The sequence below is a fragment of the Bifidobacterium asteroides genome, from assembly GCF_048001765.1.
Classification (GTDB): domain Bacteria; phylum Actinomycetota; class Actinomycetes; order Actinomycetales; family Bifidobacteriaceae; genus Bombiscardovia; species Bombiscardovia asteroides_K.
In genome coordinates, this window is sequence record NZ_CP181447.1 from 1742878 (window position 1) to 1767143 (window position 24266).

A 24266-nucleotide genomic window follows, 5' to 3' on the forward strand; every position below is an offset into this window, starting at 1 on the left:
AGCCGCGCAGAACCTTCATTTACGTATGCTAGCGGCTACCTGGTCCAATACAGGTTCCACTCACTAAGCTCATGCAAACTGTCTCCCGGATATAACAAGGTCCGGCCCCATGCCGCCAAGGGCCGGGGCCGGACCTTCAACTGTCTTAGTCTGACACCACTTGCGGGTGTTCGGAAGAAGGGTCAGCCCTCCTTGTGTTCGCCCTCCAGCAGGAAGCCGGTGTACTGGAACTGCTCGGTCTGCGCCCTGGCCTGTCGCAGGGTATCCAAGCCGACACCAGCGATAATCAGAATGGTGGTGCCGCCGAAGGGCAGCTTGGAGTTGATCTTCAGCAGCATGATCAGCACCGTGGGAATCAGAGCCACAAAGAGCAGATAGATGGCGCCCACCGTGTTCAGGCGATTCATCACGTATGACAAGTACCGGCTGGTGGCCCGTCCGGCCCTGATACCCGGGATGAAGCCACCATACTCCTTCATGTTGTCGGCCGTCTCATCAGGGTTGAAGGTGATGGACGTGTAGAAGAAGCAGAAGAAGACAATCATGACCGAGTAGAGCACGATGTACCAGACCGAGGTCGTATTTGCCATGTTGGCATCAATCCACTTGACCCAGCTCTGATCGGAATTGCCGAACTGGGCAATAAGGGTCGGAATAGCCAAAATGGAGGAGGCGAAGATCGGTGGAATCACGCCGGACATATTGATCTTGAGCGGCAGATAGGTGGAAGAGCCGCCGTACATCTTGCGACCAATCATCCTGCGGGTGTACTGGACAGGGATGCGGCGCTGAGCCAGTTCCACGTAGTCGACCAGAATCAGAATAACCAGCAAAACGGTCACGACAATGCCGAACTTGACCCAGTCGCCGTCCTTGCCATTGGTCCCCCAACCGATGTTCCAAAGCTGGGGCAGGAAGCCGGAGCAGATGGAGATGAAGATCAGGACGGACATACCATTGCCGATGCCCTTGTCGGTGATCAACTCGGCCATCCACATAATGAAACCGGTGCCGCCGGTCATGATCAGAACCATGACGGCCATATTCCACCAGGAGCTGTCAGGAATGACCTGCTGTTGACAGGCACCGCCGAAGAGCGCACCCTTGTTGGCCGTAACCAGAATGGTCGTGGACTGCAGCACCGCCAGGCCGATGGTCAGATACCTGGTGTACTCGGTCAGTTTAGCCTCGCCTGACTGGCCTTCCTTGTGCAGAGCCTCGAAGCGAGGAATGACCACGCGCAGCAACTGCACCACAATTGAAGCAGTGATGTAGGGCATGATGCCCAGTGCAAAGATGGACAGCTGCAGCAGGGCTCCGCCCGAGAACAGGTTCACCAGACCGATGAAGTCCTCATTGCCGGCCGTGGTGATGCACTTTTGCACGGCGGGATAATCCACGCCTGGGGTAGGTATGAACGACCCGATGCGATAGATGATGATGATGCCAAGAACGAAGAAGATTTTCTTCCTCAACTCCTTGGTCCTGAAGGCCTGGATTAACGTCCTCACCTAAGTTCCCTCCCTACGCGCCCGCGCGTTGGTCCCGGTGCATCGCACCTTCTTGCTCCGACCAGCTTAACCGATGGCTCCGTCAAATCCCGACGGCAACCAGGCCGGAAACGAGTTCCGGCCCCCGCCCGCTTGGAGCGGGGAGGGCCGGAATCATCTGCCTTGCGGTCTGTCCCCTATGAGTATCAGTCCTCGGAGACGGACCCGCCTGCGGCTTCTATCTTGCTTCTGGCCGAGGCCGAGGCCTTGACGCCCTTGAGGGTGAAAGCAGCCTTGACGTCACCATCACCCAGGACTTTAACAGGGCGGCCCTTGCGGACCGCTCCCTTGTTGACCAGATCCTCGACAGTGACTTCGCCGCCCTTGGGGAAGAGCCCCTCCAGAGCACCCAGGTTGACCACCTGGTACTCCTTCTTGAAGGGGCTCCTGAACCCGCGCAGCTTGGGCAGCCGCATGTACAGGGGCAGCTGGCCGCCTTCAAAGCCCGGACGGACCTGGTAGCGAGCCTTGGTGCCCTTGGTGCCACGACCGGAGGTCTTGCCCTTGGACCCCTCGCCACGACCCACACGGATGCGGTCGCGCTTGGCGCCTGGAGCGGGACGCAGGTCATGCATCTGCAGGATGGTTGGCTCTTGCTTGTCGCTGGCCATAATCAGTCTGCCTCCTCTACGTTCACCAGGTGGCGGACCTTGTCAGCCATTCCCCGGTAGACGGGGGTGTCCTCACGCAGGACTGACTGGCCGATCTTGTGAAGGCCCAGAGACCTGACGTTCTCCTTCTGGCGGTCAGTGGCGTGAGCCACGCCCTTGACCAGGGTGATCTTGATCTGCTTGGTCATCACTCACCTGCCTTCGACTGCTCGTCAGCCTTGGCCTTGGCCTCTTCGCGCTCCTTGCGCTCGTCGGCGATGCCGGCTGCACGTGCGCGCAGGAGGGAGTCGGGGGCGACCTCCTCCAGGGGCAGACCGCGGCGTGCCGCGATCTCCTCGGGTTCCTCCAGCTGTTTCAGGGCAGCCACAGTGGCCCGCACCATGTTGACAGCCGTGGCCGATCCCATGGACTTGCTCAGGATGTCGGTGATGCCGGCGCACTCCAGGACTGCACGAACCGGACCACCGGCGATAACGCCGGTTCCGGGGGCTGCAGGCCGCAGGAGAACCGTGCCGGCCGCATCGTGCCCGATCACTGGATGGGTGACGGTGCCCCGGATGCGGGGAACAGTGAACATGTGCTTCTTGGCGTCCAGCTGACCCTTGGAGATGGCAGCGGGGACCTCACGGGACTTGCCATAGCCAACGCCCACGGTGCCCTTGCCGTCGCCCACGACCACCAGGGCCGCGAAGCTGAAGGTTCGGCCTCCCTTGTGGACCTTGGAGACGCGGTTGATGGTAACGACCCTGTCGAGCATGTCGTCACGCTCGTCGCGATCGCGACGGCCACGACGACCATCCCTGCGGCCGTCACGGGAACCGCTCCGACGACCACCGCGACGATCATCGTTCCGGTCGTTCCGGTCCCTTCTGCCACCCTGGCTGGACTGAGCGTTTGTAGAATCTTCAGTCACCTGGGTTGTTTCCTTTGTAGTTTCGTTGTCGCTCACAGTGCCAAACCTCCCTCACGGGCGCCTTCCGCAACCGCTGCGACCCTTCCGTGGTACTTGTTGCCACCACGGTCGAAGACCACGGTGGTGATGCCGGCCTTCTTGGCCTTGGCCGCGATCTGCTCGCCCACCTTGCGGGCGGCCTCGGTCTTGGTGCCCTTGAAGGAGCCGTAGTCCGAAGCCATGGTCGACTCGCTGACCAGGGTGACGCCCCTGGTGTCGTCGACGATCTGGGCGATCATGTTGCGGTTGGTCCGAGTGACCACCAGACGGGGGCGCTCTGCCGTGCCGGAAACGTGCTTGCGCAGACGGGCATGGCGGCGCAGACGGGCGATCTTCTTGCCTTTGCCTAGTATCGAGACCGTCATATCACTTACCAGCCTTTCCAGCCTTGCGCAGGATGTGCTCGTCGGCGTACTTGATGCCCTTGCCCTTGTAAGGCTCGGGAGCACGCAGGGCGCGGATGTTGGCCGCAGCCTGACCGACAGCCTGCTTGTCGATGCCGGAGACGACCACTTCGTTGGCGTTCGGCGTCTCGAAGGTTATACCCTCCGGGGGGTCGACGGTGATGGTGTGCGAGTAGCCCAGCGAGAACTCAAGGGACTTGCCCTTGGCGACCACGCGGTAACCGGTGCCGACGATCTGCAGGTGCTTGCTGTAGCCCTTGGAGACCCCTTCGACCATGGAAGCCACGATGGAGCGGCTCAGTCCGTGCTTGGCCTTGGTGGTGCGGTCCTCGTCTGCGGGGGTCATGATGATCTCATTGCCCTCGACCTTGCCGGTGATGCCCTCGGGCAGCGTGTACCCGTCGGAGCCCTTGGGGCCCTTGGCGGTGAATTCCTGGCCGTTAAAGGCCACCTCCACACCTGCCGGGACGGCGATGGGGAGCTTACCGATATGCGATGCCATGTTCAGCTCTCCTTTCTCACCATACGTAGGCGACGATTTCGCCGCCGATGCCCCTGTCGAGGCATTCCTTCTGGGTCATCAGTCCCGAGCTGGTCGAGATGATGGCGATTCCCAGCCCGCCCAAGGGCATGGGCAGGGAATCCGACTTGGCGTACCGGCGCAGGCCGGGCTTGGAAACACGCTTGATTCCCTGAATGGACTGGTGTCCATCGGGGCCATACTTGAGCGTGATCTCCAGATCCTGCCCGACGCGCGCCTCCTTGGCGCGGTAATCGGCGATGAAACCTTCGCGCTTGAGAATCTGCGCGATGTTCGCCTTGAACTTGGAGTACGGCATGTCGACTGTTTCATGCTTGGCCGCACTCGCATTACGCAGACGTGTCAGCATGTCTGCGATGGGATCTGTCATTGTCATGTGGGCTTATGCCCTTCCTCGCCGTGGTTTCCGCCGCCGGGCAGCAAGCTGCCGCGACCGCGGACCTTCAGCGTCGATCTTTACCAACTGGACTTCGTCACACCCGGCAGCTCGCCGCGATGGGCCTTCTCGCGAAGGCAGATGCGGCACAGGCCGAACTTGCGATAGACGGAATGAGGACGACCGCAGACCTGGCAGCGCGTGTAGCCACGCACCTTGAACTTCGGCTTGCGTGCCGCCTTGTTTCTCAGAGCGGTTTTTGCCATATCAGTTCTCCTTGAAGGGGAAGCCCAGCTGCTTGAGCAACGCCCGGGCCTCCTGATCGTTCTTGGTGGAGGTCACCACGGTGATATCCATACCACGCTGGTGATCGATCTGATCAGGATCGATCTCGTGGAACATGGACTGCTCCGTGAGGCCGAAGTTGTAGTTGCCCTGGCCGTCGAACTGACGGTCGCTGATGCCGCGGAAGTCGCGGATGCGGGGCAGAGCCAGGGTCAGCAGACGATCCAGGAACTCCCACATGCGCACGCCGCGCAGGGTGGCGAAGGCGCCGATGGCCTGTCCCTCGCGCAGGTGGAACTGCGCCACGGACTTCTTGGCCTTGGTGATCTTGGGCTTCTGGCCGGTGATGGCCGTCAGGTCCTTGACCGCGCCCTCAATCAGCTTGGAGTCGCGTGCCGCGGCACCCACGCCCATTGAGACCACGACCTTCTCGATCCTGGGCACCTGCATGGGGTTGGAGAACTTGAACTCCTTCTCCAGCTCGGGGACGATGCTCTCGCGGTACTGCTGCAGCAAACGAGGGACTGCCGGTGCTTCAACGGTGGTATCGCTCATGACAGCTCCTTGCCTGACTTCTTGGCGAAGCGGGTGCGCACGACCTTGACCTTGCCGTCACGCGCCTCCTCCTTGATGTTCACGCCGATGCGAGTCGGCTTCTTGGTCTCCGGGTCGATGACCATCACGTTGGAACGATGGATGGGCGCCTCTGTCGGAACAATGCCCGACTCCTGACCCTGCTGAGTGGCCCGCACATGCTTCTTGACGATCTGAATACCCTCGACAATCAGACGGTCATTGGGCAGAATCCGCAGAACCTTGCCCTCCTTGCCGCGATCCTTGCCGCGGATGACCTTGACCTGGTCGCCTGTCTTGATCTTGGCTACCACTTCAGATCACCTCCGGTGCCAGGGACACGATCTTCATGAAGCGCTTGTCGCGCAGCTCACGACCGACCGGTCCGAAGATACGAGTGCCGCGGGGTTCACGACCGGTGCCGAGGATGACTGCCGCGTTCTCGTCGAACTTGATGTAGGAGCCGTCATGCCGACGATGCTCCTTGACCGTACGGACGACGACCGCCTTGACGACCTCGCCCTTCTTGACCGACCCGCCGGGAATGGCATCCTTGACGGTGGCGACGATCACGTCGCCAATGCCGGCATAGCGTCGCTTCGACCCGCCGAGCACGCGGATGGCCAGAATCTCCTTGGCACCCGTGTTGTCGGCGACCTGAAGCCGCGATTCCTGCTGAATCATTGATTCTCCTTAGCCGCGCTGGTTCTCCGCAGACACCCCGCGCCAGGGCGGGATGAAATGCGGAGCCTGGCCGAACTTGTTACTTGGCGCGCTCGACAATGGAGTCGAGACGCCAGCGCTTGGTCTTGCTCAGAGGACGGGTCTCCATGATACTCACGAAGTCGCCCACATGGGCCTCGTTCTTCTCATCATGGGCCTTGACCTTGCGGTTGCTGCGGACGACCTTGCCGTACAGGGGGTGGGTCGAACGCTGCTCCAGCTCAACGGTGATGGTCTTGTCCATCTTGTCGGACACGACGTAGCCGCTGCGAACCTTGCGGAAGTTGCGCTCCTGCTTGTCAGCCATGCTTACTTCTCCTCAGCTTTGCTCTCGGCCTTTGCTTCGGCGGGCTCCTGGCTGATGCCCAGCTCGCGCTCACGCAGGACGGTGTACATCCTGGCGATGTCGTGCTTGACGGCCTTGAGGCGGGAGGTGTTCTCCAGCTGACCGGTGGCCGACTGGAAGCGCAGGTTGAACAGCTCTTCCTTGGACTTCTTCAGGAAATCCTCGATCTCCGCATTGGTCTTTTCATTCAGATTCTTGATGGAATACTCGGCTGTTCCTACTGACATCAGATGTCACCGCCTTCACGTGCAATAATCCGGCACTTCATGGGAAGCTTGTCAGTAGCGCGACGAAGGGCCTCACGGGCCACATCCTCGCTCACGCCGCCAATCTCGAAGAGCACCCGGCCGGGACGGACATTGGCCACCCAGAACTCGGGCGCACCCTTGCCGGAACCCATTCGGGATCCCAGTGCGTGCTTGGTCAGGGGGCGATCCGGGAAGACCGTGATCCAGACGCGGCCGCCACGCTTGATGTACCGGGTCATGGCGATACGGGCCGCCTCAATCTGCCGGTTGGTCAGGTAGGCAGGAGCCAGGGCCTGGATGCCGTAATCGCCGAAAGCGATCTCGTTGCCGCCCTTGGACATGCCCGAACGACCCGGACGATGCTGCTTGCGGTATTTAGTCCTCTTTGGGATAAGCACGGCTCACTCCTTTGCTTCGGTTGCGACGGGCGCCGAGGCGGTCTGCTCCTGAGCCGCCGCCGGCGGCGTGGCCACACCGCTGTTCTGCTTGGCTGCATCCTGCTCGCGGCGGGTGCGTCCCTCGGAGGGACGGACACCACGACGGGGACGACGATCACCGCGCCGACCGGGGCGGTTGTTCTGCTGAGCCTGCTGCTCCTCGAACTGACGCTCGGTCATATCGCCCTTGTAGATCCAGACCTTGACGCCGATGCGACCGTAAGTGGTTCTGGCCTCGAAGAAGCCGTAGTCGATCAGGGCGCGCAGAGTCTGCAGGGGCACACGGCCCTCGCGGTAGAACTCCGAACGGCTCATCTCGGCTCCGCCCAGACGACCTGACAGCTTGATTCTGATGCCCTTGGCGCCTGCGCGCATTGCATCCTGCTGAGCCTTGCGCATGGCCCGGCGGAAGGTGACGCGGTTGGTCAGCTGCTCGGCGATGCCCTGAGCCACCAGCTGGGCATCGATGGAGGCGTTCTTGACCTCGAAGATGTTCAGCTGGACCTGCTTGCCGGTGATCTTCTCCAGCTTGGCGCGCACACGCTCGGCCTCTGCTCCACGACGACCGATGACGATGCCCGGCCGGGCGGTGTGGATGTCGACGCGCACACGGTCGCGGGTCCGCTCGATGACAATCTTGGAAACGCCTGCGCGCTCCAGGTCCTTGTTCATCTCCTTGCGGATCTTGTCATCCTCAAGCACGAAGTCGCTGTAACGCTCCCCCGCCTTGTTGGAGTCGGAGTACCACTTGCTGCGGTGCTCCTCGGTGATGCCGAGTCGGTACCCAAACGGGTTGATCTTCTGCCCCATTATCGGGCTCCTTCCTTGTCGGCCACCACGACGGTGATGTGGCTGGTCCGCTTGTTGATGCGGGCCGCACGACCCTGGGCGCGGGCGCGGAACCGCTTCAGGGTTGTTCCCTCGTCCACGTAGGTCTCACGAACCACCAGCTCGTTCTCGCGGAAGGGCTGGTTGGCCTTGTCCGCCTTGACGCGCGCGTTGGCGATGGCGCTCTCCAGGCACTTGCGGACCGGAACGGCCGCATCCTGGGGGGCGAACTTCAAAATGGTCACGGCCTCGGTCGCCTGCTTGCCTCGGATGAGGTCGACGACGCGGCGAGCCTTGCGAGGCGTCACGCGAACGTGACGTGCAATTGCCTTAGCTTCCATGTGTCTCTACTCTCCCTCGCCTCAGCGGCGTGCTTTCTTGTCGTCCTTCACGTGACCCCTGAAGGTCCTGGTGGGGGCGAACTCGCCGAGCTTGTGGCCGACCATGGCCTCGGTGACGAAGACCGGGACATGCTTGCGGCCATCGTGCACAGCGAAAGTGTGCCCGATGAAGTCCGGGGTGATCATGGAACGACGGGACCAGGTCTTGATGACGTTCTTGGTGCCCTTCTCGTTCTGTTCGTCGACTTTTTTCTGCAAGTGGGCGTCGACGAATGGGCCCTTCTTGATGCTACGAGTCATCTTTCCGACACTCCCTTACTTGCGGTTCTTACCATTTGGACGACGACGCACGATCATCTTGTTGGAGGCCTTCTTGGGCCTGCGGGTGCGGACCTCGCCCTTGCCCCAGGGAGACACTGGCGGCTTGCCGCCACGAGTGCGTCCGCCATGCGGGTGGTCGACCGGGTTCATGGATTCACCACGGGTGATGGGCCTGCGTCCCATCCAGCGGGCACGTCCTGCCTTGCCAAGCTGGACGTTGGCGTGGTCATTGTTACCGACCTCACCCACCGTTGCTCGGCAGCGGGAGTCGACATTGCGAATCTCGCCTGAGGGCATACGCAGCTGGGCGTAGGCCCCGTCCTTGGCCACCAGCTGGACGGCAGCACCGGCCGAGCGGGCGATCTTGGCGCCGCCCAGGGGCCGCAGCTCGATGGCGTGGACGATGGTGCCGGTGGGGATGTTGCGCAGGGGCAGGTTGTTGCCGGGCTTGATGTCGGCCTGGGGACCGGTCTCGATGACGTCACCCTGCTTGATGCCCTGCGGGGCGATGATGTAGCGCTTCTCGCCGTCTGCAAAGTGCAGAAGGGCGATGCGGGCCGATCGATTGGGATCGTATTCGATCTCAGCAACCTTGGCGGGCACGCCGTCCTTATCCCAGCGACGGAAGTCGATGAGGCGGTACTGGCGCTTGTGCCCGCCGCCGCGATGGCGGCTGGTGACGCGACCATAGGAGTTGCGTCCGCCGGTCTTGCTCAGCTTGCGAACCAGCGACTTCTCGGGCTTGGAGCGCGTGATTTCGGCGAAGTCCGAAACCGAGGCGTTGCGACGGCCCGCGGTCGTCGGCTTGTATGTACGGATAGCCATAATCTAGTTCTTCCTTAACTTTTCTCGGCTAGCCTTCAGTTGTTGGTACCGAAGACATCGATCGACTGGCCCTCGGCCACCTTGACGATGGCGCGCTTCTCGGCGGCGCGACGACCCCAGCCCGTACGGGTCCGGGTCCGCTTGCCCTGCCGATTGAGGGTGTTGACCGATGTGACCTTCACGTTGAAGATCTGCTCGATGGCCTGCTTGATGGCAACCTTGTTGGCATCAGGGTCCACCACGAATGTGTACTGGCCGCGGTCCGAGTTGGCGTAGCTCTTCTCGGAGACGACCGGGCGCAGAATGATGTCGTGTGCTGGCTTGTGAATAGCTGCCATGAAAATCAGGCCTCCTTGACGGTCTCGGACTTGGCGCCGCCCTTGGCAGCCAGGAAGGCATCAAAGCCATCCTTGCTGAAGACGACATCCTCGGCCGTGACCACATCGTAGGTGTTGAGCTGATCGGCGAAGAGGACATGGACGGTGGGCAGGTTCCTGACGGAGAGCCACTCGTTGATGTTCTCACGGGACAGCACGACGGTGGTGAATCTGTTGTCGACCAGGGGCAGCAGGGCTGCCTTGGCGGCCTTGGTGGACGGGGTCTCGCCAATGCCGAAGTCGACCACATGCACGCGTCCGGCGTTGACACGGTCGGACAGGACGTAGCGCAGGGCTGCGGCCTTCATCTTCTTGGGGGTGCGCTGGGAGTAGTCGCGCGGCTGCGGGCCGTGGACAATGGCGCCACCTGTCCACTGGGGAGCGCGGATGGAGCCCTGACGAGCACGTCCGGTGCCCTTCTGCTTCCAGGGCTTGCGGCCGCCGCCGGAGACGGTTGAACGGGTCTTGACCGAATGCGTGCCCTGACGGGCCGCAGCCAGCTGGGCGACAACCACCTGGTGGATCAGCGGCACATGCGAGCGGACATCCTCCTCGGCAATGCCGAAGATCTGCTCGGGTGCGTCCACGGTCCCGGTGTTCTTGCCCTGGGCGTCGGTGATGTTCAGAGTCAACTTAGCCATGGTTTCAGGCTCCCTTCACTGCCGAACGGACCAGGACGATGGCGCCGCGGGGCCCGGGCAGGGCACCCTTGATGGCGATGACGCCCTTCTCGGCATCTGCGGAGACGATGGTCAGATTCTGGACGGTCGAGGTGTCGTGACCCATGCGGCCGGCCATCCGCTTGCCCTTGAGGATGCGGCTGGGCGTTGCGCAGGCGCCCACTGAGCCGGGACGACGCTCGTTCTTGTGCGAGCCGTGGGTGCGGCGGTAGGACTTGAAGCCCCAGCGCTTGATGGTGCCGGCAAAGCCCTTGCCCTTGGTGGTGCCGGTCACGTCGACCTCGCTGCCCTCGGGCAGCAGGTCCAGGCCCAGCTCCTGGCCGGGCTGATAGCTGTCGGCATCGGCGGTGCGGACCTCGACCAGGTGGCGACGCGGGGTCACTCCGGCCTTGGCGAAGTGACCAGCCAGCGGCTTGGTCACCTTGGTGGGGTCGATCTGCCCGTAGCCGATCTGGATGGCCTGGTAGCCGTCCTTCTCCTGGTTCTTGACCGCGGTCACCACGTTGGTGGACACGTCCACCAGGGTCACCGGGACGAAGAAGCCGTTCTCGTCCCAGACCTGGGACATGCCCAGCTTGCGGCCCAGGAGAGCCTTGCGGTTCCTCTGCTCTTCAGCCATGCGGTTTCCTCCTCCCCTACAGCTTGATCTCAATGTTGACGTCCGCCGGCAGATCGATGTGCATCAGCGAATCCACAGCCTTGGGCGTGGGATCCACGATGTCGATCAGACGCTTGTGAGTGCGCATCTCGAAGTGCTCGCGGGAGTCCTTGTACTTATGAGGAGAACGGATGACGACATACACGTTCTTCTCAGTCGGCAGCGGAACGGGGCCAACCACAGTTGCGCCCGCGTTCGTCACCGTCTCGACGATCTTCTTCGCCGATTGGTCGATGACCTCATGGTCATAGGACTTTAGCCTGATGCGGATTTTCTGTCCCGCCATTGCCGTCCGCCCTTTCTAGCGATCTATAAACTGATTACCCAGTCTGTTTCGAGGGCACGGAACGACAGCCACAGGAGACATTCCTCCCGACAGGCCTCAGCCGGATCCATGCGCAGCCCTGGAGAATCCCGTGGGGATGGGACTCCTCGCTGCACCCGCTATTGTGATTGACAAAATGCGAGCCCAAAACAGGCAACTTTCTTATTAAAGCACGAGGGTTCCCCTAGAAGAATCCGGGCGTGTCGCGCCGCTTCCAGGTGAACCCTCGGTTCAATTCTGGCCTCGTCAGGCCCCTTGTGAGGCCTCCTGGACCACATCCTCGCCCTGGCGGGCAACCCTCATCCGGTGGCCCTCCTCCTGGCTGACCCCATAGTAGGCGGCCACGGCGATGTCCTTCATGTCCTCAATCAGCGGAATGCGCGGGTTGGCCGGCGTGCACTGGTCCTCATAGGCTCGCATGCCGATCTGATCCAGGGACTGCCAGTAGAGGTCCTCGTCCACTCCGGCCGCCTGGAAGGAGTCATCCATGCCCAGGCGCTCGTCCCTGTAGGATTCCACAGCACGGGCCAAGAGCTCCACACCCTCCTCGGGAGTAGCGGATTCGATGCCCAGTACGTGCGCCATCTCCCGGTAGTGCTCCGGGGCCACATACTCGCTGTACTTGGGCCAGCTGGTCGGCTCGTCCGGAATCCGTCCATTGTAGCGGATCACATAGGGCAGGAGGATGGAGTTGGCGCGCCCATGGGCCACATGGCAGAGGGCTCCGATGGTATGCGCCATGCCGTGGCACATGCCAAGGAAAGCAGAACCGAAGGCCATGCCCGCCATGGTCGCCGCATTATGCATCTTCTCCTGGGCGCGCACCTTGGCCTCGCCGCCGGCAGTGCCTACGGCAGGCTCCAGGTTGTCCCAGATCAGCTTGGCCGCATGCAGGGCCATGGCGTCGGTGTAGTCATTGGCATAGACGGAAACAAAAGCCTCCATGCAGTGGGTCAGGGCATCGAAGCCCGAGTCGCAGGCCAGCTGCTTGGGCTGGGAGCGGGCCAGAACCGGATCGACGATGGCCACGCTGGGGGTCAGGGCGTAGTCGGTGATGGGGTACTTGTATCCGGTCTTATGATCGGTGATGACCGCGAATGGGGTGACCTCCGAACCCGTGCCCGAGGATGTGGGGATGCAGACCAGCCTGGCTTTGGTGCCCAGGGGCGGAATCTTGAAGGCCCGCTTGCGGATGTCGAAGAACTTCTCCCGAACATCGGCAAAGGAGATCTCCGGGTGCTCATAGAGCAGCCACATGATCTTGGCCGCGTCCATGGGGCTCCCTCCGCCCACGGCGATGATGGTGTCGGGACCGAACTCATGGCGCATCATGGCCGCACCGCGCTCCACCGTCTCCACGCTGGGCTCCGGTTCCACGTAGTCGATGATGCGGAAGGTGACCGGCTCGGGCCGGGCCCGCAGCTGATCGATGATCTTGTCGACAATCCCCAGCTGCTCCATGACCTTGTCACAGACGATGACGGCCCGGCGGATGCCGAACATGTCGCGCAGGTAGCGGATTGAGTTGGGCTCGAAGTAGGTCTTGGGGGGCACCTTGAACCATTGCATGTTGTTGTTCCTCCGCGCGATCCGCTTGATGTTGATCAGATTGACCGCCTGGACGTTGCCTGACACCGAATTGCCGCCATAGGAGCCGCAGCCCAGGGTCAGGGAGGGAGCGATGGCATTGTAGATGTCGCCGATGCCACCCAGGGAGCTGGGCTGGTTCCAAACAATCCGGCAGGCGTGCATGCGTTGGCCGTACTCGCGTACCAGCCTCTCGTCATCGGTATGGATGGCGGCTGTGTGCCCGGCGCCGTAGCGCAGCATCTGCTCACAGAGGGTGAAGCCCTCCTCCTTGTTGCCGGCCTTGAGCACAGCCTGAACCGGAGCCAGCTTCTCCAAGGTCAGGGGTTCCATAGGGCCGACCTGGTCGCATTGGGCAGCCAGGATGGTCACATCCTCAGGTATCTCGAAGCCGGCGTGACGGGCGATGAACTGGGGGGACTTGCCCGGAACCTCGGAGTTGAGTTTAGGAGCTGGTGCATCGGCGCCGGCATGGGCCCGCACGCCGAACATGTATTCCTCCAGCTTGGCCTTCTCCTCGGGGTTGACGAAGTAAGCCTTGCGCCGCTTCATCTCCTGGATTACCCGGTCATAGACATCCTGATGGGCGATGACGGCCTGCTCTGTAGCGCAGATCATGCCGTAGTCAAAATGCTTGGACAGGATCAGGTCGTTGACTGCCCGGGGGACGTTGACCCTGCGGTCCACATAGGCCGGGGCATTGCCGGCTCCTACACCCAGGGCCGGTTTGCCCGAGGAGTAGGCGGCCTTGACCATGCCAGTGCCGCCGGTGGCCAGAATGGTGGCCACGCCGGGGTGCTGCATGAGGGCGCCGGTAGCCTCGACCGAGGGGTGCTCAATCCATTGGATGCAATCCTTTGGAGCACCTGCTTCGATGGCTGCGTCGCGGACGATCCGGGCCGCCTCCACCGAGCAGCGCTGGGCGTAAGGGTGGAATCCGAAGACGATGGGACAGCGGGTCTTCAGGGCCAGCAACGACTTGAAAATGGCAGTCGAGGTAGGGTTGGTCACCGGGGTCACACCGGCCACGACTCCCACCGGCTCGGCCACCTCGATGATGCCGTCCACGTCGTTCTCGCTTATGATGCCCACGGTGCGCTGCCTGGCCAGGTAGTTGGTCACGTGCTCGCAGGCGAAGATGTTCTTGGTGGCCTTGTCTTCCACCAGGCCGCGTCCGGTCTCTTCCACGGCCATCTGAGCCAGGGACAGATGCTTGTTCAGGGCCGCGATCGAGGCCTTGGCCACGATCCGATCCACCTGTTCCTGGTTGAGCTCCTCAAAGGCGCGTAAGGCCGACTGCGCGCGGACGACCAGAGCATCCACCTCCATGCGAGCCGGCTCACTGCCGTCGACCTGGCAGCATCCCCTGCCACCTGACGACTCCTCCACTTGATGCTCATGCTTTTGCTTCTGCGTTCCAGCCAAGATATCGGCCCTCCTCATGTTCCGCGAATGCCGTTAAGGGCCAGCAGAAGGTCTCAGCAGTCTCAAGACCGTGCCCGTCCATAAAAGCATCCGTCATAACGTGACGAAAGTCACAATATAGACCCGAGGGGGCACCATTGAGCCCCAGGATGAGCGAACGTTCACTTGAAGCGTGTCGTGTGGGAATTCGTGGTTTTTCTGGTCATTTTCCGCACCGCAACGTGCGCTTTGTCGTTCGCTTGGGACTTGGCCGTCCAAGCGTGAATCCGGGCATGAAAAATCCCCAAGGTCCGTGAGAACCTCGGGGATAAAGGAAACTGCGAACGTCAGCGCTTGGAGAACTGCGGTGCGCGACGAGCCTTGTGCAGACCGGCCTTCTTGCGCTCCACCACGCGGGCATCACGGGTCAGGAACCCGGCCTTCTTCAGGGCAGGACGGTTGGCGTCACGGTCGATGGCGTTCAGGGCGCGTGCGACGCCCAGGCGGACTGCGCCGGCCTGGCCGGTCACACCGCCGCCCTCGACGCGCACAACCACGTCGAACTTGTTCTCGAGCTTGAGCAGCACGATGGGCGAGTTGACCTCGCGCTGATGCAACTTGCTGGGGAAGTACTCCTCCAGGGTGTGCCCGTTGATGCTCCACTTGCCGGAACCGGGAATCAGACGGACGCGGGCGACTGCCTCCTTGCGGCGGCCGGTGCCATAACCCGGCTCGATGGCGGAGGTGCCGGTGCCTGCACCGGCGTTGGTCTCGGAAGTGTAGGAAGCGCTGGTCTCCTCGGCCTCAAGAACCGCGGAGCTGTTGTTGTTGTCAGCCATAGTGATTATCTCCTCTGGTCCTACTTGGCCTGCTGGGCGACCTGATGGATCTTGTACTCAATGGGCTGCTGAGAGGTGTGAGGATGCTCCTCGCCTGCGAACACCCGCAGCCTGGTCAGCTGGACCTTGGCCAGCTTGTTCTTGGGCAGCATGCCCTTTACTGCCGTCATGACGATGCGCTCGGGGTTGTGCTCCATCAACTGCCCGTAGGAGTCGCGACGCAGACCGCCAGGACGGCCGGAGTGAGTGTAGAGCACCTTGTCGGTCTTGTTGCCCGTCAGCACCATCTTGGAAGCGTTGATGACGATAACGTTGTTGCCTGAGTCAGCGTAGGGCGCATAGGTGGGCTTGTTCTTGCCGCGCAGCAGATCGGCCACCTGGGCTGCCAGACGCCCCAGCACCACACCGGAAGCGTCGACGATATACCAGTCATGTGTCAGATCGGCTGGTTTCGGGGTGAAAGTCTTCACGATTCAACCTTTTCCTTGCATTGTGTTTCGGGCTCTCCGCGCCGCATGCTGCCATGCTGGCCGAAAGCCATGTATTCCGTGGGCTCCCTGAAAGTCCTAGACGGCGAGTGGGAAAAGCGCTTTGAGGACCCCTTAGGGAAACACAACAATCCATTATTATAACGCCTGAGTGCCGTTCGTCAAAATTCGCGTCGGACCCAGTCTCAGCGGGAGGCCGCTGCCCTTGCCACCTGCCCGTCCGGGTCCTCGCGAAGGGCATCAAGGGTTGCCTGCCCGGTGTTGGGATTCAGGGCCACGGCCCGGCGCACCATAGCGGCCAGCACACGAGGGGCATTCTGTTCATTGCGAGTGCCCAGAGCTCCCAGAAAGTCCAGGGTGTCAGCATCGGTACGCTCGTCCTGGGCACCTTCCAGGCGCATCTTCCAGGAGGTCATGGGGTTGGTCAACGCAGCAGCCCTGACTCCGGCATCCTCGTCCTTGGTGAGCAGACCAGCCAGCCAGTTCTTGTCGTCCTTGTTGGCAGCCACCGCCCGACGGACCTCCGGGCTGGAATCCTGGGAGAGCTTGACCAGGATGTTGGGGAAGGGCATGGTCTGCGCCAGGTAGATCCTGTCCTCCACCGGCGTGTGCTCGTTGCCGGCCACGGCCTCCAACAATGCCGTGAAGCGGGAGAAGGCGGCCTGGTCGGACCTGTCGGGCAGGGGGCTGCGGGCGAATTCGTGCAGCTCGGCCGTATCCGTAGAGTGCCTGAGCCTTTCGTAGAAGACGGTCAGGGCCTCGTGGGGCTTGCCGGCTGACGGTGATTCGGTTTCCGGTTGGTCCTGGGGATTGGTCATGCGGCCAGCTTAGGTCGTCTCCTTGATAACAGACTCGACCCGGCAACCCCTCTAGCATGGAGATAGCGCGGGAATCGAGGAGACGATAGGCATAGGAGGCAAGCCAATTTGCTCACCATACTGGATACGCCGCAGAAACCAGCCACAGGCTCTCTGACCGAGCGGAAGTCCGAGTTCATCGGCCAGGCCTGCCATGTGGAGGACCAGGAGGCGGCTATGGCCTTCGTCCAGGAGGTCCGCTTACAGCACCCCAAGGCCCGGCATGTCTGCCACTGCGCAATCTGGGGACCCGAGGGCCGCACCAGCGAACGCATGAGCGATGACGGGGAGCCCTCGGGAACGGCCGGCAAGCCCATACTCGAGGTCATGCGTCGGCAGGGACTGACCGACTGCGTCCTGACTGTGACCCGATACTTCGGAGGGATCCTTCTTGGATCGGGAGGATTGATCCGGGCTTATTCCTCGGCAGCCTCCCTGGCGCTCAAGGCGGCGAAATCGGCACGCGTACTCCCGACGCAGCGCTTCACGATCACTGTGGACTATCCAGAGTACGACTCCCTCCGCCGCCTGATCCGCAACTCCGGGGGCCACGTGGAGACCGAGGACTTCACCGATAGGGTCCGATTGACCTACGACCTGGAGCCCACAGCGGTGCAAGCCTTTGATGGTCGGCTGGATGACCTTCTGCAGGGCCGGGCCCAGCCCACTGCACTGGGTGAAGGCCAGAAGCTGATTCCTCTGTCTCAGGACAAGGCTTCGTCTGCCTCACGATAATCAATGCGAGCCATATAGCCATTATCCGGCTGTGGTCCACTCTGCCAGACAGGCCAGGCCAAGCACTGCCGCTCCTCCGCCGTGCAGGCTAGGACCCTGCCAGGCCGTGACCTAGGGGAAAAATATAAAACCATTAGAAAAAATAAGACCGGCAATCGTGCAAAATCGACAATCACCGGTCATCAGGCGGAGACGAGGAGATTCGAACTCCTGGACCGCTTGCGCAGTCAACACCTTAGCAGGGTGCCCCTTTCGGCCACTCAGGCACGTCTCCATGCAGGCTCCCGAGCCAGGACCTTAGCCCCAGAGTTTCGAGAACAAAACAATAGAATACCATGATTGACCGACCTGACTCGCCGGGGCGGCTGAAAGCAGCGGGCAGGGAACGGATTCGTTTATTTTCATGGACTAAAACCATAAAAGTGAATCTTTTCCAAGAATTTACGTTTGAGAATAATTTATCGCATTTTCCTCCGGGACCTCCTCCTATCATGGAGCTATGAGTACCGCACCAAGGCTTGCAGCCGCCAAGAAGGACTGGGGACATGACGAGACCGGTTGCACGGTACTGCACATTGATATGGATGCCTTCTACGCCTCCTGCGAAGTCGCTCGACACCCGCAATTGCAAGGCCGGCCAGTCATCATCGGCACCGGGCGGCGTTCGGTGGTCTCCGCGGCCAGCTACGAGGCCAGGGCCTTCGGCATCAACTCGGCCATGCCCCTGGCGCGTGCCAGGCGACTGTGCCCCCAAGGGGTCTTCCTTCCGGTTGACATGACCTATTACCGGAGCATCTCACAACGGATATTTGATACGGTTTTCTCACGAATCACCGATCAGATCGAGCAGGTCTCGGTAGACGAGTGCTACATGGACGTGTCCGGGGCGCTCATGCGCTGGGGCATGCCCACAGCCATCGCCCGGTGGATCCGAGCCAGCGTGGCCCGCCAGTTCCACGTGACCTGCTCGGTGGGCATCGCCACCAACAAGCTTGTGGCCAAGATGGCCTCCACCAACGCCAAACCCGACGGTATGCTGCTGATTCCCAAGGCCCGCCAGGCCGAGTTCGTCCAGCTGATGCCCCTGCGCGGCATTCCCGGCATCGGACCGGCCCTGGAGAAGCGGCTGAACGCCTGGGCCATCAAGGATGTGGCCGACCTGGCCACCATGAGCGAGCGAGATCTGACCCGGGCCACAGGCTCAACCGTGACAGCCAGGAAGTTGGCACAGGCCTCCCACGGCTTGGACGACGATCCGGTCCAGCCGCGAGCGCCAGAGAAGTCCCTGGGCGCGGAACGCACCTTCCTGCACGACACCACCAGCATGAAACAGGTCTGCGACCTCCTGCGCGCCTGCAGCAACGAGGTGGCCACCGGACTGCGATCACACGACCTGATCGCACGGACCATCACCGTCAAACTGCGCTTCGACGATCTGCGCTATATGACCAAGGCCCACACCCTGGAAACCCCGGTCAACTCAGCCAACCGGATCTATCCGCAAGCGGTCGGTCTGCTCAAGGCCATGCTAGGGCTGCCCGATGGTGTGCCCATGGATACACCCCTGCCCAGGCTGATCCGTCTGGCTGGTGTCAGCGCGTCCGGTCTGAGCCGGGTGGAGGACACTCCCATCCAGCCTTCCTTGGACGACATCATCCACGAGAGCAAACGTCGCACCGGCAGCGAGGCCCAGCGCCTGGACCAGGCAGAGGCCACCATGGACTCCATCAGGAGCCGCTACGGCAAGGGCTCAGTCAGCATGGGCCTCTAAGCGGCGCTACGCAGACGTCCTAAGGCCAGCTCCAGCTGCTCGTCGGTGATGGTTGACGAGAATCGCAGACAGTGGCCATCCCCATAGAACTCCCCTGGACTGGCCAGAATACCCAGACGGGACAGGTCCGCCATATCGGCCCAACAGTCGCCCGAGCGGGCTTGCGCCCAGATATAAAGGCCTCCCTGAGGCATGACGGCATCGTATCCGTAAGATCTGAGAGCTTCAGCCAGGGCATGCAGACGACTGGCGTAGACGCCACGCTGGACCATCACAGCCTCACCGTCCTCCAGGGCGGCCCGCATTGCCCGCTGCACCGGACCTGGCACAATCAGTCCCATCTGCTTGCGGTAGGCGGTCATGGCCTCCACCAGACGAGCATCGCCGGCCACCAGAGCTGCCCTGTATCCGGCCATGTTGGACTGCTTGCTCATCGAGTACAGACAGAGTATCCCCCTGGCATCGCCGCCACAGACTTCAGATTCCAGGATGCAGGGCGAAGCGGGAATCTGCGCATCCTGCCCAGCCTGGGCGGTCCCCGACCAATCCAGCAGGGCATAGCACTCGTCGCTCAGGACCGTGGCCCCTATAGAACGGGCCGCCCGTACGATCTTAGCCAACCCGACTCGGTCGATGATTCGACCACTGGGGTTGCCCGGCGAATTGATCCATATTGCTCGAACGCCGGGCAGATTCACCCATGAATCCGTATCAACAGGATCGTCCACGGTCGTCACCTGGGCCCCGGCCAGCTGGGTTCCGATGGCATAGGTGGGATAGGATACCGTCGGCTGCACCACCCGGTCCCCCGGTCCCAGATGCAGGAGTGAGGCCATGAGCGCCACCGCCTCCTTGGACCCGACCGTGGGCACCAGATCCGCCCCCAGGGCATCCAGGTCGACTCCGCGACGATGTCGGAACCAGTCGGCCGCGGCCTGCCTCAGGGGGGCGTCACCGGCAGTTTTTGGATATCCCCGTGCCTGACCGTCATTCGCAGCCGCCGCCAAGGCCTCCTTGACCGACCTGGGCACGGGATCCACCGGCGAACCCACCGACAGATCCACCAGACCACCGGCGCATTGCTCTCCACGCCGCCGATAGGGGTCAATCCTTGACCAGTCGTAGGGGGATTCGAAAGAGTGGAAACCCATGGCCCGCCTTTCTCTTATAAATAAGCCGCGGTGGGATGGCTCCCATCCGCGGCTCGTCAGCCTTTATCGACTACTTGTTGGGTGGCAGGGCCGCCACACCCTCCGGATCGTGGTCGTAGGGGCCGACCGCAGCAGCGCCGCCGGCATCCCCCACCTCGGCGAAGAAATCAGTAGCCGCGTCCTTGTACCAGGTCCACTCCTCGGGCAGGTCGTCCTCGTAGAAGATGGCCTCAACCGGGCAGACCGGCTCGCAGGCGCCGCAGTCCACGCACTCGTTGGGGTTGATATAGAGCGAACGGACGCCCTCGTAGATGCAGTCCACCGGGCATTCGTCCACGCAGGCCTTGTCCTTGACGTCCACGCAGGGCTGAGCGATGACGTAGGTCATGGGTTACCTCCTGAGTATGCGAGTATTCACTCTACACTGCAGCGCCGACGCTCTAGGTCAGTCGAGACCGGCCTGGGTGGCCTTGGATATCTTCCCACTGAGCTGATGACGACCGAGCAGGGAATGCCGGTAGGAATAGCCGAAGTAGATGGCCAGTCCAGCAGCCAACCAGACCACGAACCGGATCCAGGTCAGCACGGTCAGGTTGAGCATGAGCCAGAGGCAGGCCAGGGCGATCAGAATGGGAACCCAGGGGTTGCCGGGCATCTTGAAGGACCGGGGCAGGTCGGGCCGGCGCTTGCGCATGATGGGCAGGGAGATGGCCACCAGCAGGAAGGCCGAGAGCGTGCCGATATTGACCATGTCGGACAAGACGTCTATGGGGAAGCAGGAGGCCACCACAGCCACCACGATGCCGCCCAGGATCTGAATGCGGGCAGGCGTGCCATGACGGCCAGTGCGGGACAGGGCACGCGGAAGAAGCCCGTCGCGGCTCATGGCGAAGACAATACGGGTCAGCCCCAGTAGGAGCACCATGACCACGGTGGTCAGCCCCACCACGATGCCGAAGGAGATGATCTTGGCGGCCCAGGGAGCACCGACCATCTCGAAGCCGGTGGCCAGGGAGGGGTTCTTGGCCTTGGCCAGATCCTTGTAGGAGACCATACCGGTGGTGACAATGGCGACCAGGATGTACAGGGTGATGACGATCAGCATGCCCAGGCCGATTCCGCGGGGAATGGTCTTGTGGGGTTCCTTGGCCTCCTCGGAGGTAGTGGCGACAATATCGAAGCCCACGAATGCGAAGAAGACCAGGGCAGCGCCTGAGAGGATGCCAGGGACACCGTAGATGGTGGGCTGCATGCCAGAGACCCACTGCCAGAGCGGCTGACCCATGATTCCCGGAACGCTGGCACCCGGAACAGCCGAAGCCGGTTCGGACGGCGGGATGAAGGGCCGGTAGTTGTCCAACTTGACGTAGAAGAAGCCCACCACGATGACGAAAACCACGATGCCGATCTTGAGGACGGTCAAGGCGCCGTCGAACCGGGCCGAGAGCTTGGTGCCCAGGACCAGAAGGACCGTGAAGAGGGTGACGACCGCCAGCGGGGCCAGGTCCACGTCCAGGCCGCCCACATGGAAGCTGGAGCTGAATGAGGTGCCCCCCATCAGATGGATGAAGTCGTTCAGGTAGACGCCCCAGTACTTGGAGATGACCGAGGCAGCCATGAGCATCTCCAGAATCAGGTCCCAGCCGATGATCCAGGCCACCAGTTCGCCCATGGTGTTGTAGGTGAAGGTGTAGGCCGAGCCCGAAACCGGAATCATGGAGGCGAACTCCGCGTAACACATGACGGCTGCCGCGCAGACGATGCCTGCGATGACGAAGGAGATGATGACGGCCGGCCCCGCATGGAAGGCCGCCGCCTGGGCCCCCACCGAGAAGATGCCGGCGCCCACGGCCACTGCGACGGCCATGATAGCCAGATCCCAGGTGGTCAGCGTCCGCTTGAGCGACCTGCCCTCCTCCCCGGTCTCTGCCAGGGTCTGCTCAACCGATTTCTTCCTGAATAATTCCATCCTGCTCCCAATCGTGACTTATTGTGCCGTAAGCTCCTCCGGCCCATCACTATAGGAGATGGGAATGCACAAGTCCGGACTTTGCTCATTTCGGGATATTACCCGTTGGCAAGTCTTCCGGAATCGGCAACTCGATCAAGGCACAAGTATCCGCCAATATACAACAAGGCACCCCAGCCGTTTCGGCCAGGGTGCCCACTTGGTGAAACCCGTACTCTATTCAGTCGGGCCATCCTTGAATATGGCAATGTCCTGCATGCCGTTACGCTCATTGCAGGTCTGCTCACCGTTGACCACTGCAAGGACTTTCTTACGAAAATCGTTGAAAACCTGATCTCCAGGCTCATCCAGAAGACGACCGGCATCGAAGTCAATCCAACGATGCTTCTTGGTGGCCAGAGGTGTATTGGTGGCTACTTTCATTGTAGGCACGAAAGTTCCGAAGGGAGTGCCCCGGCCTGTAGTGAAGAGGACTACTTGTGCTCCGGCCGCGGCCATTCCCGTACTGGAGACAAGGTCGTTGCCTGGCGTCTGCAGCAGAGAGAGCCCAGGTCTAGAGATATGGTCGCCATAGTTGAGCACATCCTCGACCTCGCAACGACCGCCTTTGCGAATGCAGCCCAAGGATTTATCCTCCAGAGTCGTGATTCCGCCCTCCTTGTTGCCTGGAGACGGATTGTCGGATATAACTTCGCCGTATTTGCGGAAGAATCCCTTGAAATTGTTGATAAGGTCGACGATATCATGGAAGACCCGCTCGTCGCGTGCCTGGCTCATCAGGACCTGCTCGGCCCCGAACATTTCAGGGACCTCGGCCAGAACCACGGAACCGCCTTGGGTAACCACCCATTCAGCGAACCGACCGACCAGCGGGTTGGCCGTGATGCCTGACATTCCATCGGACCCGCCGCACTTGACACTGACCTTGAGTTCGGACATGGGCACCTCTTCACGGTGATCACCTTTGGCCGCCTCGTTAATCTGGTCCAGGAGGGCATCGGCCTCATCCAGCTCGTCCTCCACCTCCTGGCATATGATCCAACGAACCCGGTTCGTGTCATACTCGCCCAGGGTGCTCAGCATGTCCTCCATCTGATTGTTTTCACACCCCAGACCAACGAGGAGCACACCCCCGGCATTGGGGTGGGTGGCAATGTCCTGAAGACAACGCCTGGTGTAGACCAGATCGCCGCCGAGTTGGGAGCATCCATAAGGATGACGCGCCACGATCACCGAGTCAAAAGACCCGTTGCCGGGATGGCGGGCTGAAAAAGATCGTGCCATGGCGTTGCACAGACTATTGATGCAGCCTACGGTTGGGACGATATAGAGGTCGTTGCGGATGCCCACCTTGCCTGTCGCGCGCCGATATCCTTGGAAAGTCCCGGTCGGACTGCCCGGCTTGACCGTGTCGGTAACCGGCTGATAACGATAGTTCAGATCGGCGCCCAGGTTGGTGGCCACATTGTGCGTGTGGACCCATTGTCCTGTAGTGATAGCCTCCTTGGCATGGCCGATGGCATAGCCATACTTGATGACGTCCTCACCCTTGGCAATGTCCTGGAGCGCGAGTTTGTGTCCGCGAGGAATTTGGTCAAGCACCGTCACCTCGCCACGACCCTCTACCACGACCCTTTCGCCGGGCTCCAGATTTCTGGCAGCGACGGCCACCATATCCGTAGGATTAAGCAGAATCGTATCCTGACCGGTCCGCGCCGGTATATCATTGATGTAGTCATGTTTCAAACCAGCGGCTTTGCCGTCACCACAGGTGGAGACGAATCCTGTGGAGCCGCCCTCTGGAATCATGCAATGCTTCTTTGCGTCACTCATATTGTCAAGCTAACAAGCCCTCTATGATACCAGTCACTTTGTTGCCAGCCTTTGCACAGGAAAAGGCCCCGGACCCCCTCCTCTAAGGCTGGGTCCGCGGGCCATATTTGACTAGCGTTCCGACTTGAGATGCCGGTTAATCCCAATGAGAGCCGCCTGCCCCATGAGGATTCCCGCAAGAGAAGCCAGAAGGCACCGTCCTCATGCATAGTAAGCAGACCATGCTGAGGC

The 24266-nt window shown here is 61.6% G+C and carries 32 protein-coding genes, 1 tRNA gene and 1 pseudogene; 3 read left to right on the top strand and 31 right to left on the bottom strand.

Annotated elements, in window-relative coordinates; translation table 11 throughout:
• Positions 1 to 182: 182 nt before the first annotated feature.
• The 23 genes and pseudogenes from secY to adhE form a co-directional block, all read right to left on the bottom strand.
• Positions 183 to 1511, bottom strand: a complete 1329-nt coding sequence (gene secY, locus ACNAOV_RS07145; protein WP_324612006.1) for a preprotein translocase subunit SecY — start codon at positions 1509 to 1511, stop codon at positions 183 to 185.
• A 185-nt stretch (positions 1512 to 1696) separates the two neighbouring features.
• Complete coding sequence (rplO, locus tag ACNAOV_RS07150) at positions 1697 to 2161, bottom strand: 50S ribosomal protein L15 (RefSeq protein WP_154312770.1); 465 nt, start codon at positions 2159 to 2161, stop codon at positions 1697 to 1699.
• 2 nt (positions 2162 to 2163) lie between these two features.
• Positions 2164 to 2349 (bottom strand): 50S ribosomal protein L30, encoded by a 186-nt coding sequence (rpmD, locus tag ACNAOV_RS07155; protein WP_015022341.1) that lies wholly within the window; start codon positions 2347 to 2349, stop codon positions 2164 to 2166.
• Positions 2349 to 3110 carry a 30S ribosomal protein S5 gene (rpsE, locus tag ACNAOV_RS07160; RefSeq protein ID WP_416517175.1) on the bottom strand — a complete coding sequence of 254 codons (762 nt, stop codon included), beginning with the start codon at positions 3108 to 3110 and terminating at the stop codon, positions 2349 to 2351. Before rpsE ends, rpmD begins: the two co-directional genes overlap by 1 nt.
• Complete coding sequence (rplR, locus tag ACNAOV_RS07165; protein ID WP_015022343.1) at positions 3107 to 3478, bottom strand: 50S ribosomal protein L18; 372 nt, start codon at positions 3476 to 3478, stop codon at positions 3107 to 3109. The genes rpsE and rplR overlap by 4 nt, the downstream gene beginning before the upstream one ends.
• Position 3479: 1 nt before the next feature.
• Positions 3480 to 4019 carry a 50S ribosomal protein L6 gene (gene rplF, locus ACNAOV_RS07170; RefSeq protein ID WP_198180436.1) on the bottom strand — a complete coding sequence of 180 codons (540 nt, stop codon included), beginning with the start codon at positions 4017 to 4019 and terminating at the stop codon, positions 3480 to 3482.
• 16 nt (positions 4020 to 4035) lie between these two features.
• On the bottom strand, positions 4036 to 4434 hold the full coding sequence (gene rpsH / locus ACNAOV_RS07175) for a 30S ribosomal protein S8 (RefSeq protein WP_416517176.1): 399 nt from the start codon (positions 4432 to 4434) through the stop codon (positions 4036 to 4038).
• A gap of 80 nt (positions 4435 to 4514) precedes the next feature.
• The gene (locus tag ACNAOV_RS07180; RefSeq protein ID WP_015022346.1) at positions 4515 to 4700 is read right to left on the bottom strand and encodes a type Z 30S ribosomal protein S14; all 186 of its coding nucleotides are present in this window, start codon (positions 4698 to 4700) and stop codon (positions 4515 to 4517) included.
• Between the two features lies 1 nt (position 4701).
• The gene (rplE, locus tag ACNAOV_RS07185; protein ID WP_024626788.1) at positions 4702 to 5274 is read right to left on the bottom strand and encodes a 50S ribosomal protein L5; all 573 of its coding nucleotides are present in this window, start codon (positions 5272 to 5274) and stop codon (positions 4702 to 4704) included.
• Positions 5271 to 5606, bottom strand: a complete 336-nt coding sequence (gene rplX / locus ACNAOV_RS07190; RefSeq protein WP_015022348.1) for a 50S ribosomal protein L24 — start codon at positions 5604 to 5606, stop codon at positions 5271 to 5273. The genes rplE and rplX overlap by 4 nt, the downstream gene beginning before the upstream one ends.
• Before the next feature lies 1 nt (position 5607).
• A complete protein-coding gene (rplN, locus tag ACNAOV_RS07195; protein ID WP_015022349.1) occupies positions 5608 to 5976 on the bottom strand; it encodes a 50S ribosomal protein L14 in 369 nt (122 codons plus the stop codon).
• Between the two features lie 79 nt (positions 5977 to 6055).
• Entirely contained in the window at positions 6056 to 6322 is a 267-nt protein-coding gene (rpsQ, locus tag ACNAOV_RS07200; protein ID WP_015022350.1) for a 30S ribosomal protein S17, read from the bottom strand.
• A 2-nt stretch (positions 6323 to 6324) separates the two neighbouring features.
• Positions 6325 to 6588: a 50S ribosomal protein L29 gene (gene rpmC / locus ACNAOV_RS07205; RefSeq protein ID WP_015022351.1), complete on the bottom strand. Its 264-nt coding sequence runs from the start codon at positions 6586 to 6588 to the stop codon at positions 6325 to 6327.
• Positions 6588 to 7007: a 50S ribosomal protein L16 gene (gene rplP / locus ACNAOV_RS07210; protein ID WP_015022352.1), complete on the bottom strand. Its 420-nt coding sequence runs from the start codon at positions 7005 to 7007 to the stop codon at positions 6588 to 6590. Before rplP ends, rpmC begins: the two co-directional genes overlap by 1 nt.
• Positions 7008 to 7010: 3 nt before the next feature.
• The gene (gene rpsC, locus ACNAOV_RS07215; RefSeq protein ID WP_154312772.1) at positions 7011 to 7856 is read right to left on the bottom strand and encodes a 30S ribosomal protein S3; all 846 of its coding nucleotides are present in this window, start codon (positions 7854 to 7856) and stop codon (positions 7011 to 7013) included.
• A complete protein-coding gene (gene rplV, locus ACNAOV_RS07220) occupies positions 7856 to 8215 on the bottom strand; it encodes a 50S ribosomal protein L22 (RefSeq protein WP_015022354.1) in 360 nt (119 codons plus the stop codon). The genes rpsC and rplV overlap by 1 nt, the downstream gene beginning before the upstream one ends.
• A gap of 21 nt (positions 8216 to 8236) precedes the next feature.
• Positions 8237 to 8515, bottom strand: coding sequence for a 30S ribosomal protein S19 (rpsS, locus tag ACNAOV_RS07225; protein ID WP_015022355.1), 279 nt, complete (start codon positions 8513 to 8515; stop codon positions 8237 to 8239).
• A 15-nt stretch (positions 8516 to 8530) separates the two neighbouring features.
• The gene (rplB, locus tag ACNAOV_RS07230) at positions 8531 to 9361 is read right to left on the bottom strand and encodes a 50S ribosomal protein L2 (protein WP_015022356.1); all 831 of its coding nucleotides are present in this window, start codon (positions 9359 to 9361) and stop codon (positions 8531 to 8533) included.
• 35 nt (positions 9362 to 9396) lie between these two features.
• Positions 9397 to 9699: a 50S ribosomal protein L23 gene (rplW, locus tag ACNAOV_RS07235; protein WP_015022357.1), complete on the bottom strand. Its 303-nt coding sequence runs from the start codon at positions 9697 to 9699 to the stop codon at positions 9397 to 9399.
• A 5-nt stretch (positions 9700 to 9704) separates the two neighbouring features.
• The gene (gene rplD / locus ACNAOV_RS07240; protein ID WP_029678067.1) at positions 9705 to 10379 is read right to left on the bottom strand and encodes a 50S ribosomal protein L4; all 675 of its coding nucleotides are present in this window, start codon (positions 10377 to 10379) and stop codon (positions 9705 to 9707) included.
• A 4-nt stretch (positions 10380 to 10383) separates the two neighbouring features.
• The gene (gene rplC / locus ACNAOV_RS07245) at positions 10384 to 11037 is read right to left on the bottom strand and encodes a 50S ribosomal protein L3 (protein ID WP_015022359.1); all 654 of its coding nucleotides are present in this window, start codon (positions 11035 to 11037) and stop codon (positions 10384 to 10386) included.
• Between the two features lie 16 nt (positions 11038 to 11053).
• Complete coding sequence (rpsJ, locus tag ACNAOV_RS07250) at positions 11054 to 11362, bottom strand: 30S ribosomal protein S10 (RefSeq protein WP_006295278.1); 309 nt, start codon at positions 11360 to 11362, stop codon at positions 11054 to 11056.
• A 285-nt stretch (positions 11363 to 11647) separates the two neighbouring features.
• Positions 11648 to 14323 (bottom strand): annotated as a pseudogene (adhE, locus tag ACNAOV_RS07255) (bifunctional acetaldehyde-CoA/alcohol dehydrogenase); the annotation flags it as partial.
• A 239-nt stretch (positions 14324 to 14562) separates the two neighbouring features.
• On the opposite strand from adhE, the gene ACNAOV_RS07260 reads away from it, so the two are divergent.
• Entirely contained in the window at positions 14563 to 14709 is a 147-nt protein-coding gene (locus ACNAOV_RS07260; protein ID WP_155804957.1) for a hypothetical protein, read from the top strand.
• Between the two features lie 30 nt (positions 14710 to 14739).
• Here the strand turns inward: ACNAOV_RS07260 and rpsI are convergent, their stop codons facing one another.
• The 3 genes from rpsI to ACNAOV_RS07275 form a co-directional block, all read right to left on the bottom strand.
• The gene (gene rpsI, locus ACNAOV_RS07265) at positions 14740 to 15231 is read right to left on the bottom strand and encodes a 30S ribosomal protein S9 (RefSeq protein ID WP_015022361.1); all 492 of its coding nucleotides are present in this window, start codon (positions 15229 to 15231) and stop codon (positions 14740 to 14742) included.
• Between the two features lie 20 nt (positions 15232 to 15251).
• Complete coding sequence (rplM, locus tag ACNAOV_RS07270; protein ID WP_029678070.1) at positions 15252 to 15701, bottom strand: 50S ribosomal protein L13; 450 nt, start codon at positions 15699 to 15701, stop codon at positions 15252 to 15254.
• Between the two features lie 203 nt (positions 15702 to 15904).
• A complete protein-coding gene (locus ACNAOV_RS07275; protein WP_029678071.1) occupies positions 15905 to 16537 on the bottom strand; it encodes an AbrB family transcriptional regulator in 633 nt (210 codons plus the stop codon).
• Positions 16538 to 16645: 108 nt separating this feature from the next.
• Between ACNAOV_RS07275 and ACNAOV_RS07280 the strand changes: the two genes are divergently transcribed.
• A complete protein-coding gene (locus ACNAOV_RS07280; protein WP_416517177.1) occupies positions 16646 to 17311 on the top strand; it encodes an IMPACT family protein in 666 nt (221 codons plus the stop codon).
• 187 nt (positions 17312 to 17498) lie between these two features.
• Here the strand turns inward: ACNAOV_RS07280 and ACNAOV_RS07285 are convergent.
• Positions 17499 to 17585 (bottom strand) — tRNA-Ser (locus ACNAOV_RS07285).
• A 225-nt stretch (positions 17586 to 17810) separates the two neighbouring features.
• Here ACNAOV_RS07285 and dinB point away from each other — a divergent pair.
• Positions 17811 to 19082 (top strand): DNA polymerase IV, encoded by a 1272-nt coding sequence (gene dinB, locus ACNAOV_RS07290; protein ID WP_416517178.1) that lies wholly within the window; start codon positions 17811 to 17813, stop codon positions 19080 to 19082.
• Here the strand turns inward: dinB and dapC are convergent.
• From dapC to ACNAOV_RS07310, 4 genes are all read right to left on the bottom strand, one after another.
• Positions 19079 to 20233 (bottom strand): succinyldiaminopimelate transaminase, encoded by a 1155-nt coding sequence (dapC, locus tag ACNAOV_RS07295; RefSeq protein WP_416517179.1) that lies wholly within the window; start codon positions 20231 to 20233, stop codon positions 19079 to 19081. The two genes, dinB and dapC, sit on opposite strands and share 4 nt — an antisense overlap.
• A 70-nt stretch (positions 20234 to 20303) precedes the next feature.
• Positions 20304 to 20621 (bottom strand): ferredoxin, encoded by a 318-nt coding sequence (fdxA, locus tag ACNAOV_RS07300; protein ID WP_029678075.1) that lies wholly within the window; start codon positions 20619 to 20621, stop codon positions 20304 to 20306.
• Between the two features lie 57 nt (positions 20622 to 20678).
• A complete protein-coding gene (locus ACNAOV_RS07305; RefSeq protein ID WP_029678076.1) occupies positions 20679 to 22202 on the bottom strand; it encodes an amino acid permease in 1524 nt (507 codons plus the stop codon).
• 216 nt (positions 22203 to 22418) lie between these two features.
• Positions 22419 to 24035, bottom strand: a complete 1617-nt coding sequence (locus ACNAOV_RS07310; RefSeq protein WP_416517180.1) for a UxaA family hydrolase — start codon at positions 24033 to 24035, stop codon at positions 22419 to 22421.
• Positions 24036 to 24266 lie beyond the last annotated feature (231 nt).

Excerpts from the sequence above, each read along its gene's own strand:
- rplO (WP_154312770.1), bottom strand. The coding sequence starts at position 2,161 with ATGGCCAGCGACAAGCAAGAGCCAACCATCCTGCAGATGCATGACCTG.
- rpmD (WP_015022341.1), bottom strand. The coding sequence starts at position 2,349 with ATGACCAAGCAGATCAAGATCACCCTGGTCAAGGGCGTGGCTCACGCC.
- rplR (WP_015022343.1), bottom strand. The coding sequence starts at position 3,478 with ATGACGGTCTCGATACTAGGCAAAGGCAAGAAGATCGCCCGTCTGCGC.
- rplF (WP_198180436.1), bottom strand. The coding sequence starts at position 4,019 with ATGGCATCGCATATCGGTAAGCTCCCCATCGCCGTCCCGGCAGGTGTG.
- rpsH (WP_416517176.1), bottom strand. The coding sequence starts at position 4,434 with ATGACAATGACAGATCCCATCGCAGACATGCTGACACGTCTGCGTAAT.
- ACNAOV_RS07180 (WP_015022346.1), bottom strand. The coding sequence starts at position 4,700 with ATGGCAAAAACCGCTCTGAGAAACAAGGCGGCACGCAAGCCGAAGTTC.
- rplE (WP_024626788.1), bottom strand. The coding sequence starts at position 5,274 with ATGAGCGATACCACCGTTGAAGCACCGGCAGTCCCTCGTTTGCTGCAG.
- rplN (WP_015022349.1), bottom strand. The coding sequence starts at position 5,976 with ATGATTCAGCAGGAATCGCGGCTTCAGGTCGCCGACAACACGGGTGCC.
- rpsQ (WP_015022350.1), bottom strand. The coding sequence starts at position 6,322 with ATGGCTGACAAGCAGGAGCGCAACTTCCGCAAGGTTCGCAGCGGCTAC.
- rpmC (WP_015022351.1), bottom strand. The coding sequence starts at position 6,588 with ATGTCAGTAGGAACAGCCGAGTATTCCATCAAGAATCTGAATGAAAAG.
- rpsC (WP_154312772.1), bottom strand. The coding sequence starts at position 7,856 with ATGGGGCAGAAGATCAACCCGTTTGGGTACCGACTCGGCATCACCGAG.
- rplV (WP_015022354.1), bottom strand. The coding sequence starts at position 8,215 with ATGGAAGCTAAGGCAATTGCACGTCACGTTCGCGTGACGCCTCGCAAG.
- rpsS (WP_015022355.1), bottom strand. The coding sequence starts at position 8,515 with ATGACTCGTAGCATCAAGAAGGGCCCATTCGTCGACGCCCACTTGCAG.
- rplB (WP_015022356.1), bottom strand. The coding sequence starts at position 9,361 with ATGGCTATCCGTACATACAAGCCGACGACCGCGGGCCGTCGCAACGCC.
- rplW (WP_015022357.1), bottom strand. The coding sequence starts at position 9,699 with ATGGCAGCTATTCACAAGCCAGCACACGACATCATTCTGCGCCCGGTC.
- rplD (WP_029678067.1), bottom strand. The coding sequence starts at position 10,379 with ATGGCTAAGTTGACTCTGAACATCACCGACGCCCAGGGCAAGAACACC.
- rplC (WP_015022359.1), bottom strand. The coding sequence starts at position 11,037 with ATGGCTGAAGAGCAGAGGAACCGCAAGGCTCTCCTGGGCCGCAAGCTG.
- rpsJ (WP_006295278.1), bottom strand. The coding sequence starts at position 11,362 with ATGGCGGGACAGAAAATCCGCATCAGGCTAAAGTCCTATGACCATGAG.
- ACNAOV_RS07260 (WP_155804957.1), top strand. The coding sequence starts at position 14,563 with ATGAGCGAACGTTCACTTGAAGCGTGTCGTGTGGGAATTCGTGGTTTT.
- rpsI (WP_015022361.1), bottom strand. The coding sequence starts at position 15,231 with ATGGCTGACAACAACAACAGCTCCGCGGTTCTTGAGGCCGAGGAGACC.
- ACNAOV_RS07275 (WP_029678071.1), bottom strand. The coding sequence starts at position 16,537 with ATGACCAATCCCCAGGACCAACCGGAAACCGAATCACCGTCAGCCGGC.
- dinB (WP_416517178.1), top strand. The coding sequence starts at position 17,811 with ATGAGTACCGCACCAAGGCTTGCAGCCGCCAAGAAGGACTGGGGACAT.
- dapC (WP_416517179.1), bottom strand. The coding sequence starts at position 20,233 with ATGGGTTTCCACTCTTTCGAATCCCCCTACGACTGGTCAAGGATTGAC.
- fdxA (WP_029678075.1), bottom strand. The coding sequence starts at position 20,621 with ATGACCTACGTCATCGCTCAGCCCTGCGTGGACGTCAAGGACAAGGCC.
- ACNAOV_RS07305 (WP_029678076.1), bottom strand. The coding sequence starts at position 22,202 with ATGGAATTATTCAGGAAGAAATCGGTTGAGCAGACCCTGGCAGAGACC.
- ACNAOV_RS07310 (WP_416517180.1), bottom strand. The coding sequence starts at position 24,035 with ATGAGTGACGCAAAGAAGCATTGCATGATTCCAGAGGGCGGCTCCACA.